Origin of the sequence: Methylocella sp. (genome assembly GCF_041905455.1) — a bacterium.
Taxonomy (GTDB): Bacteria; Pseudomonadota; Alphaproteobacteria; order Rhizobiales; family Beijerinckiaceae; genus Methylocapsa.
Genome location: NZ_JAYRLA010000025.1, coordinates 22,283 through 31,133, shown reverse-complemented (window position 1 = coordinate 31,133; position 8,851 = coordinate 22,283). Strand labels below are relative to the sequence as shown.

The 8,851-nt window shown below is 71.6% G+C and carries 9 protein-coding genes and 1 pseudogene; 2 read left to right on the top strand and 8 right to left on the bottom strand.

The window, feature by feature from the left end:
• Nucleotides 1-122: 122 nt before the first annotated feature.
• Nucleotides 123-695: a DUF488 family protein gene (locus tag ACE3OG_RS15470; protein ID WP_374310238.1), complete on the bottom strand. Its 573-nt coding sequence runs from the start codon at nt 693-695 to the stop codon at nt 123-125.
• 105 nt (nt 696-800) lie between these two features.
• A pseudogene (locus tag ACE3OG_RS15465) lies at nt 801-1,648 on the bottom strand (IS5 family transposase).
• Nucleotides 1,649-1,761: 113 nt separating this feature from the next.
• On the opposite strand from ACE3OG_RS15465, the gene ACE3OG_RS15460 reads away from it, so the two are divergent.
• A complete protein-coding gene (locus ACE3OG_RS15460) occupies nt 1,762-2,022 on the top strand; it encodes a hypothetical protein (protein WP_374310236.1) in 261 nt (86 codons plus the stop codon).
• A gap of 185 nt (nt 2,023-2,207) precedes the next feature.
• The gene (gene casB, locus ACE3OG_RS15455; RefSeq protein WP_374310244.1) at nt 2,208-2,372 is read left to right on the top strand and encodes a type I-E CRISPR-associated protein Cse2/CasB; all 165 of its coding nucleotides are present in this window, start codon (nt 2,208-2,210) and stop codon (nt 2,370-2,372) included.
• A gap of 191 nt (nt 2,373-2,563) precedes the next feature.
• Here the strand turns inward: casB and rsmD are convergent, their stop codons facing one another.
• From rsmD to tagF, 6 genes are all read right to left on the bottom strand, one after another.
• Entirely contained in the window at nt 2,564-3,118 is a 555-nt protein-coding gene (gene rsmD, locus ACE3OG_RS15450; RefSeq protein ID WP_374310234.1) for a 16S rRNA (guanine(966)-N(2))-methyltransferase RsmD, read from the bottom strand.
• A 3-nt stretch (nt 3,119-3,121) separates the two neighbouring features.
• Complete coding sequence (locus ACE3OG_RS15445; protein WP_374310232.1) at nt 3,122-4,843, bottom strand: pseudouridine synthase; 1,722 nt, start codon at nt 4,841-4,843, stop codon at nt 3,122-3,124.
• A 79-nt stretch (nt 4,844-4,922) separates the two neighbouring features.
• A complete protein-coding gene (locus tag ACE3OG_RS15440; protein WP_374310230.1) occupies nt 4,923-5,258 on the bottom strand; it encodes a bacterioferritin-associated ferredoxin in 336 nt (111 codons plus the stop codon).
• Nucleotides 5,259-5,493: 235 nt separating this feature from the next.
• Nucleotides 5,494-7,350, bottom strand: coding sequence for a serine/threonine-protein kinase (locus tag ACE3OG_RS15435; protein ID WP_374310228.1), 1,857 nt, complete (start codon nt 7,348-7,350; stop codon nt 5,494-5,496).
• Nucleotides 7,347-8,135 (bottom strand): PP2C family serine/threonine-protein phosphatase, encoded by a 789-nt coding sequence (locus tag ACE3OG_RS15430; RefSeq protein ID WP_374310226.1) that lies wholly within the window; start codon nt 8,133-8,135, stop codon nt 7,347-7,349. Before ACE3OG_RS15430 ends, ACE3OG_RS15435 begins: the two co-directional genes overlap by 4 nt.
• Nucleotides 8,132-8,851, bottom strand: coding sequence for a type VI secretion system-associated protein TagF (tagF, locus tag ACE3OG_RS15425; RefSeq protein WP_374310224.1), 720 nt, complete (start codon nt 8,849-8,851; stop codon nt 8,132-8,134). The genes ACE3OG_RS15430 and tagF overlap by 4 nt, the downstream gene beginning before the upstream one ends.

The window sequence follows — 8,851 nt, the reverse complement described above, 5'->3', positions numbered from 1 at the left end:
ATCAATCAGTTCCGTCGCCTCGTCGTCCGCTATGAGCGACACGCCGACCTCTACCGCGCCTTTATCGTCCTCGCCGCCGCTATCATTTGCTTCAGGGCCTTGAGACGGTTTTGTTAGGCGCTCTAAAATAAGCTTGGTTGCTCGGGAGGATAGATAATCGAGGTTCCGTCGACTCGCGCGAAGGGCGTCAGCTTATGTGGCCGATAGCTGGTCTCCGACAGGATCTCGATCACCGGCGCCCCGCGCACGTCGAGCGCATCGGCGACGAGCGAACGATGGCAGCGCCAAGGCGCCGCCTCCGCACACATGATGGCCGTCCGCTTTTGTCGGCCCATCCTGATAAGTGTCTCCACCGCATGGGCGAACTCTGCGGTCTGCATGTAATCGGCATAGCCGCGGAAGCTCTTGTTGCGCCAACCGGCGTTGGGAGAATCCCTGTGGGCGCGCCGCAAGCCTCCCAATGCGGGCATATGCTTATATTCGATCTGCGCCGCGGTCAGGCTGGCGGCGAGAGCGTCACTTCCAAACTGCGGATTATGCCGCGAAGCCGGCATCGTGCGGATATCGACTAGCAGCTCAATGCCATAGGTTTTCAGCATCGCGATGAAACGTTCGATCGGCAATGTCGAATGTCCCACGGTGAAAATCGTGTCTTTCAGCCAGTGCGCTTCCTGGGGCGGAATATGGTCTCTCATTGGGATACAATAGCGTCCCAGAGCAAATGGAGAAAATAGCGCATCTGGTGTCAAGATGGCGGCGATCAGGATGTCAGGGTTTCAGTTATTCCAGTTTCCCACACCCTAATCCGGTTTTTTGCGCCCGGCCGCCGTTCCGCTTTGGCCGAGCCATGGGGGTATGCGGCGGAGGAATATTAGGCCGTCGACGCATAAGCTTTGACGCCAGATTCTGGCGGCGACGAGTTTGACGGCGGCGAGGTAGTTTTCGGGGCGTTTGTCATAACGCGTGGCGACGCCGCGGAATTGCTTGATCCGGTTAAAGAACCGCTCGACGAGATTGCGTCGCCGGTAGACCCAGCTCGAGAATGAGAAGGAGCCCTTGCGGTTGGCCTTCGGCGGGATGTTGGCCCAGGCCTTCCGCTGCGCCGCCTTGGCTCTGATGGCGTCGCTGTCATAGCCCTTGTCGGCCAGCAGGATGGCGCCTTCGCCGAGGCGGTCGGTCAACGCGTCGGCTTCGGCGCAGTCGGCGACCTGGCCGGCGGTCAGGCGCAGGCTGACGGGCCGGCCTTCGGCGTCGACGAGCGCGTGGATCTTGCTGGTGAGCCCGCCGCGGGAACGTCCCATGCCGCCATCGTCATGAGCCCCTTTTTTCCCGTCGCCGCATGCTGGTGGACGCGGACGCAGGTCGAGTCGATCATCACGATGTCGCCGTCGCAAGCTGTGGAAACCGCTTCGAGAAGCCGGTCCCAGACGCCCGCCTTGCGCCAGCGGACAAAGCGGTTGCGGCAGGTCGTCGGCGGACCGTAGCGCTCCGCAATCTCCGCCCAGGGCGATCCCGTCCGAAAGCGCCAGAGGACGCCGTTCAGCACCCGTCGATCATCGACCCGCGGCACGCCGCGCGGCTTGTTCGGAAGCAACGGCGACAGAATCGACCACTCATGATCGGTCAGCTCATAGCGCCGGCGCGTCATCCAAAGCTCTCCGCCTCGACGTCCCTGCGCGCCTCTCCCGCGTCGGGCGCGGCGTCCGCCTCCTCGTCGACGGAGCAAGCGCCTCGCGCACATCCGATCCAGGCCTGCTGCGCATGCCGGCGCGGGCCCATGAGACCAGGGCGCGGCTCGTCGAGAATCCCGTGCTCTCCGTCCACGACCTCGCGCGCGAGCAGGATCTTTCCGCGGCCCATCTCTATATGGTCCTGCGCCTCGCCTTCCTCGCACCCGACATCGTCGCGGCAATCGTCGAAGGCCGCCAGCCGGCGCAGCTCAGCGCGAAAACCCTGATGCGTCGCGCCGCCCACTTGGCCGCCGACTGGAGCGAGCAGCGCAAGCTCCTCGGCTTCGCGTAAGTCTGCCGTGCGACTGTTTCTCGTGCGCGGCGCTCGTCGCCTGCACGCTCGCCCATGTGCGCGAGCATCGACCGGGCGTAAGGATCGCATCGAGCCTCGGGCCGACGGCGAACGACGAGCGCGGCGTTCTGAGCGCGCTGCGCTTTCGCAGGCTCCTCGCCGCCCGAAGCTAGGAAGACTGCGCAATCGCCTTCCGTCGGCTCGTCGCGCTGCTCGGCGGAACGGCGAATGTCGCCGACCTCGCCGAATCCCTTCTCGACTGGCCCGACGAGACGCGCGGCGAAAGCCGGCGCCGACGCTGGGTCTTCGACTATTACGGGCAAGCTTCGCCGCCCCACACGAGACGCTAACGAATCGGGACATTGTCGCGTAAGCCGACGTCGCCTGACCAAACTCCCGCTCCGGGAGCTTCTTTTATGACGCGCTTCATTCAACTCCACATTCTCACCGTTTATCCCTGCTGGCCTCCCCCAGCAGACACCTTGATCAGATCACACCCGATTTGGGAATCACGGCCGATCCAACCCAAACGAATCCGGATCTAGCTGCGGCGCGCGAAAAGGACCTGCGCGTCGCCGTAGCGGCGCGTCTCCAGCGCTGCGAGCCCCGGCGGCAAGACGATCTCGCCGCGCGCGCTCTCCTCGATCACGACGAGCGCGTCCTCAGCGAGCCAGCCGCCCTCGAGCAGAGCGCGCAGCGCCGGGCTCGCGAGGCCGCGTCCGTAGGGCGGATCGAGGAAGGCGAGCCCGCAGGAAAAACCCTCCGGCGCCGGGCCGAGCCTGCGCGCGTCGCGCCGCAGGAGGCGGGCGCGGCCTGCGAGGCCGAGGCTCGCGAGATTGCCGGCGATCAGCTCCTGCGCCTCGCTTCCGGCGTCGACCAGGATCGCCTCGCCCGCCCCGCGCGAAAGGGCCTCGACGGCGAGCGCTCCGGTGCCGGCGAAGAGGTCGACGACGCGCTCGCCTTCGCGCGGGCGGCCGTAGGCGTGGGCGAGGATGTCGAACAGGGCGCCGCGCAGGCGGTCGGCGGTCGGGCGGACGTCGCGCGAGCGCGGCGCTTTGAGCGGGCGGCCGCGCAACTCGCCGCCGACGACGCGCAAGGCCTAGCCCGGCTTGCGCGGTCCGCGCGGCGGGCCGCCTTTTCCGCGCGGCGGCTTTCCCGTTCCGCGCGGCTTGCCGTCCCCGCGCGAAAATTTGCCGGGTTCGCGCGAAAACTTGCCCGGCGCGCGCTGGCGCTCGCCGCGCGCGCCTTCGCCTTTGTCTGCGCCCGGGCCTTTCGCATGCGGCGTCCTCGCCCGGAACGGCCGCGCGTCCTGATTCCGCGCATCCTGGCTCCGCGCGTCCTCACGTCTCGTTTCTCGTGCGCGGCCCGCCTGCGCGCGTTCCTCATTTCCGGCGCCTCGCGCGGCGGCGGAGGGCTTCGCGCCGCCCTTGAAGCCCGGCCGGGCGCTCGCCTTGAAGCCGTCCCCGGGCGGCGCGCGCCGCCCGCTCCGGCGTTCGCCGCGCGGCGCCGCGTCGCGCGCCTCGCCGGCCTTGAGGCGCCCGCGCCGCGCCTCTCCCGGACGCGCGTCCCTGCGCCCGCCGTCCGCTGTCGCCGTCTCGGCCCGCGGCGGCTTCGCCATGCTGATCCGCTCGACCGCGACGGCGCGGCCCTTGCGGTCGGCCGTGGCCGAACGTTCGATCCGCCGGCGCGGCTCCTCGACGCGCCGCGCGGACTCCGCGCGCTCCTCGCGCAGCGCCGAGACGTGCTTGCGCGGACGGGCGGCCACCTCGCGCGTCAGCGCCGGGGTCCGCTCCTCATCCTTGCGCGCTGGACGCGCCCCGCCGCGCGAAGCGCGCGGCGCGCCGTCTCGCGCCGTCTCCCGCGCACCCCGCCGGGGCTCCTCCCGCGCACGCGGCGCCTCGGGCGCCGGCGCGTCGCCGAGCGGCGCGGAAAAATCCGCTCCCGCCGCCGCGGCGAGCTTCGCGCCGAGCTGGTCGCGCAGCACGCGGGTCGGGACCTCCTCCAGCGCGCCCTCCGCGAGGTCGGCGAGCTGGAACGGGCCGAAGCTCACGCGGATCAGCCGGTTGACCTCGAGCCCGAGATGCTCGAGCACGCGCTTGATCTCGCGGTTCTTGCCTTCGCGCAGGCTCATCGTCAGCCAGCAATTCGCGCCCTGGCGGCGGTCGAGCGTCGCCTCGATCTGCGCGTAGTCGACGCCCTCGACGCTGACGCCATGGCGCAGCGCGTCGAGCGCGCCCTGGTCGATCTCACCCTTGGCCCGCACCCGGTAGCGCCGGACCCAGCCGGTCGAGGGCAGCTCCAGCGCGCGGGCGAGGCCGCCGTCGTTGGTCAGCAGCAGGAGCCCCTCGGTGTTGATGTCGAGCCGCCCGACGCTGACGAGCCGCGGCGCGTCGGGAAAGCGCGCGCGCACATGGTCGAACACCGTCGGGCGCGCCTGCGGATCGCGCTCGGTGGTGACGAGGCCGCGCGGCTTGTGCAGCAGGAAGAGCCGGGTGCGCGCGCGGGCGGCGAGCGGCGCGCCGTCGACGGCGACCGCGTCGCGCGGGCCGACGTTGACCGCGGGCGAGGTCAGGACCACGCCGTTGAGGCTCACCCGTCCCTCGGCGATCATCGCCTCGGCGTCGCGGCGCGAGCAGACGCCGGCGCGGGCGATGTATTTGGCGATCCGCTCGGGCGCGTCGCGCGCGGGCGCCGCGCCCGCCGGCGCGCGCTCGCCGACAAGCGGCGCGAGCCGCGGCTTGCGGGTGGAGGCCGATCGGGCGGGATTGGTCTTCGACGCGCCCTTGAAGGGCGGACGGGGAGGCTTGCGCGCGCTGGACATGCGCCCCTTTAGCAGAACGGCCCGCCGAAGGGGAGCGGGCCGGCGCGCAAGACTTTCGCAGCTGTTCCGCTCGCCGCGCTCACTCGGCGGGATAGGCGGCCTCGAGCTGGGCGGCGACGAAGGCGGGAATCTCCGCGCGGCGCGGGCAGGCCTCGTGCGCATGGCCGCAGCCTTCGAGGCCGGCGCAGCCCGCAACCGATTCCGTCGCGCCATGGCCGCCCGGACGGACGTTCCCATGGCCGTTCACGGCGTCGTCCATGATCTTGCGGATCGTCCGCAGGCAGCGCCCGCAATTGGGGCTGCAGCCGAGACATTTATAGAGCGCGGTCGGCGTGCGCGGCCCCATCGCGTCATGCGCGTCGATCGCGGACTTGATCTTCGCGTCGCTGAGGACGTTGCACGAACACACGATCATCGAGACACCAAGCTCACTACGGCCAATGCGCGATCCGAAGGCGATGACGGACTTATTATAGGAAAAACAGGCGTTTCGCAACGCATACGCAAAGTTTAGACCGGCTCTATGGAAGAGCAGGCGAGTCAATCCCAGTTTAAAATCATTCAAATACTCAACCTGCCGTGATTTCACGCCGGCGTCCGTGAATTTTCGCACAACGCGGCGCCGCGCCGGCCCGGGCGCAGCCCGCCGCCTACCGGTCGAGCCTGAAGCTGCGCAGGTCGGCGGCGACGGCGAAGCCGCCGCGCTCCGCCTCGGCCATGATCTGCGGAAAGAGCCTGGCGGCCGGCGCTCCCGCGGCTCCGATCCGCAGGCTCGTCAACGGCTTGGGCGAGACGACGGCGACGACGAGGGCGAGCCCGGGCGCCGCGCCGTCCGCGCCGGCCGGGATCGAGAGCCGGTAGGAGTCGCCCTCCGCCTCGCGCGTCAGCGCGGCGAGGCGGGCGACGCCGTCGGCCCCGACGACGAGCGCGCTCGCCTCGCGGCCGTCCGCGCCCTTGAGCGATCCGGCCAGCGTCTCGCCCGCCCGCGCGGCGGCGGCGGCGAGCTCGAGGCGCACCGGCGGCGCGCCCGACCGGCGCAGATCGTCGAGGAAATCGAGCGCCGCGCATTGCGGCGCGGCGACTTGCCGCACCCCGATGTCCGCCTCGCTCCCGGGCCTGGCCAGCGCGGCGTCGAGGGCGCGGAAGGGGACGGTCGAGGCGCCGAAGCCTTCGACGGCGGGAGCGCCGTCCGCGAGCTCGACGGCGCGGGCGTAGAAGCAGTCGCCGCCGTCGTAGTCGGCGAGCGAGCGGGCGAGGGCGGCGAGCGCCGTCTTGCGCGCGGAAAGGCTCGCCGAATCGCCCGGCGGGGCGGCGGGAAGCTCCGGCTCGACGGACGCCATCTCCATCGGCGCGAGGCCCGGGCCGGAGGCGGGGAGCGCCGGCGCGGCCTGAGGCGCGGCTTGCGGCGCGGCTTGCGGCGTGGGCGCGGACGCCGCGGGGCTCGCCTCGTCCTGCAGCGCCGGCGCCGGAGCGGGCGCGGCCGGCGCCGGGCGCAGCGCCCGGTAGATAGCGGGCGCGCCCGCCGCCAGCCCGATCAGCGCGAGGCCGGCGAGCGCCGCCGTCAGCCGTCCGAAGGTCAGCCCGCGCCGCGGCGGCCCGAGCGATTGCGCGGGCGCCCGGACCGCCGGCTTCGGACGCGGACGCGGCGCCGCCGGCGCGTCGGCGCGGAACGCCGCGACCTCGGCCATCGAGGCCGGCCGGTCGGCGGGGTCGGGCTCGAGCATGCGCTCGATGAGCGGGCGCAGGCGCGCGTCGACGGCGCCGAGCTCGGGCACGGCGCGGCGCTTCTCGATGACGTCGACATGGTTGCCGCCCATGTCGATCGGCGTCCCGCGCAGCGCTTCGGCGAGCACGAGGCCGAGGCTGTAGATGTCCGACTTCGGGGTGATCCGCCCGCCGTGGAGGCCGAGCTGCTCGGGCGAGACGTAATTATATTTGCCGGCGAAGCCCGCGCCGATCACCGTGCCCTCGTCCTCGAGCCGCGTCGAGCGGGCGATGCCGAAGTCGATGATCTTGGCGCGGCCCATGTCGCCGCCGGGAATGATGATATTGTCGGGCGAGACGTCGCGGTGGACGATGCCGCGCTCATGGGCGGCGGAAAGGCCCGCGGCGATGCGCTGGACGAGGCGCAGCGCCGCCTCGAAGGCGAGCGGGCCGCCGCGCAGCATGGCCGACAGCGACTGGCCGTCGACATACTCCATGGCGAGATAGGGGCGCCCGAGGACGGGGTCGATAGTGAAGACGTAATAGCGGACGATCGCCTCGTGATAGAGGTTGTGCAGCGCCGACGCCTCCTTGCGGAACAGCGCGAAGGCGGCCTCGGCCTCGGCGAGGTCGGAGCGGATCAGCTTGATCGCGACCGGATCGCCGGTCTGGATGGCGTGGCCCTTGTAGATTTCGCCCATGCCGCCGGCGGCGATCGGCTCGTCGATCTCGTAGATGCCGTTGAGCTGGGTCCCCGCCGGAATGATCGGCCGGGCCGCGCCGAAGGCGGGCGCCTGGCTCATCGCTTCGGCCAGCGCGCCTTCGCCGCCTCGTCCTGCGCAAAGACCACGGTCGAGCCGGTCGGCGCGTAGCGGATGGCGAGCACCGTCACATTGTCGCTCGCGCCGCGCTCGAGGGTCAGCGCGACGAGCCGCGCGCAGGCCTCCGCCGGCGGCGCGAGGCGGATCGCCTCGCCGATCTCGGCGTCGGACACATGCGTCGTCAGGCCGTCAGAGCAGATGACGAACACGTCTCCTTTCTCGAGCACCCCTTGCGTCACCTCGAGGTCGAGCTCGGCGTAGACGCCGACGGCCCGCGTGATGACGTTGCGGCGCGGCCAGCTCTGCGCCTCCTGCGCGGTCAGCACGCCTTCGGCGACGAGCTCGGCGACTTCCGTATGGTCGCGCGAGAGCTGGGCGATCGCGCCGCGCCGCACGAGATAGATGCGGCTGTCGCCCGACCACACGCAGGCGTAGTAGCCCTCCCAGGCGAGCAGCGCGGCCACCGTCGCGCCCATCACGACGGCGCCGCGCTCGGCGGCGACGCCGATGAGCCGGGCGTTGGCCCGCGCCAGCCGCTCGCGGCAGCGGGCCAGCAACTCGGCGACCGAGGCCGGCTCGTCGAGCCTGCCGAGCTCCTCGACGACGACGGCGCTGGCGAGCCGCCCGGCCTCGTGGCCGCCCATGCCGTCCGCGACGGCGAAGACGCCGCGCTCGGGCGCGAGCAGGAAGGCGTCCTCGTTCTCGAGCCGCACCTTGCCGACGTCGGTCGCGGCGGCGCAGTCGAAATTTCCAAAGCTCTGCTTCATGGCGCGTCGTCCTCCGACCGGCCGTCTCCGCCGCCGTCTTTCAGCTCCAGCGCGGCGCTTCGCGCGTCCTGCGCGCGCGCCGTCTCGTCTTGCCTCGTTTCCTGCTCCCCGGCCGGGCCGAACATGGCGGCGAAGGCGCCGGCCTCCGGCAGCCCCGCCGCGACGAAGGCCGCCGGGGCGACGCCCGCGCCGCCGATCGTCCACCAGAAACTTCCGGCCTCGCCTTCGCTCGCGCGGCGCAGGTCGGCGAAGGCCGTCGCGGCGGCCGAGCCGCTTTCGTCCGTCCCGCCCGCCAGGGCGCGCAGGCTCTCGAGCCGGGCGAGGAGCGCGTCGAGCGAGGCGAGCGGGTCGAGCGCGTCGAGAAGCAGCTCCTCGAGCGCGAGGAACCAGGCTTCGCGCGGGTCGCGGTCGGGCGGGGGCGGCGGGGCCGCGTCGTCGTAGCCCATGAGGGCGAGCGGATAGAGGCGGCCGAGCGCGTCGACCGAGGCCGTCATCGCGCCGGCGAAGGCTTCGCCAGCGAGGCGTGGATCGAGCCAGAAGCGCCAGATCGGCGCGTGCGCGTATCCCCGCGCGAAGCCTTCCGCGCCGTAGCGCGCGCGCCCCTCGCGCAGGCCGGCGTCGATCCACGGCTCGAAGAGGCGCAAAAAGGCGCGCGGCGCGAAGGCGGCGACGAAATCGCGCCTGGCCGGCAGCTTGCCGTAGAGGCCGCAGCGCAT

Coding starts and splice junctions, on each gene's coding strand:
- ACE3OG_RS15470 (WP_374310238.1), bottom strand. CDS start 695: ATGAGAGACCATATTCCGCCCCAGGAAGCGCACTGGCTGAAAGACACG.
- ACE3OG_RS15460 (WP_374310236.1), top strand. CDS start 1,762: ATGCCGGCGCGGGCCCATGAGACCAGGGCGCGGCTCGTCGAGAATCCC.
- ACE3OG_RS15445 (WP_374310232.1), bottom strand. CDS start 4,843: ATGTCCAGCGCGCGCAAGCCTCCCCGTCCGCCCTTCAAGGGCGCGTCG.
- ACE3OG_RS15440 (WP_374310230.1), bottom strand. CDS start 5,258: ATGATCGTGTGTTCGTGCAACGTCCTCAGCGACGCGAAGATCAAGTCC.
- ACE3OG_RS15435 (WP_374310228.1), bottom strand. CDS start 7,350: ATGAGCCAGGCGCCCGCCTTCGGCGCGGCCCGGCCGATCATTCCGGCG.
- ACE3OG_RS15430 (WP_374310226.1), bottom strand. CDS start 8,135: ATGAAGCAGAGCTTTGGAAATTTCGACTGCGCCGCCGCGACCGACGTC.
- tagF (WP_374310224.1), bottom strand. CDS start 8,851: ATGCGCTGCGGCCTCTACGGCAAGCTGCCGGCCAGGCGCGATTTCGTC.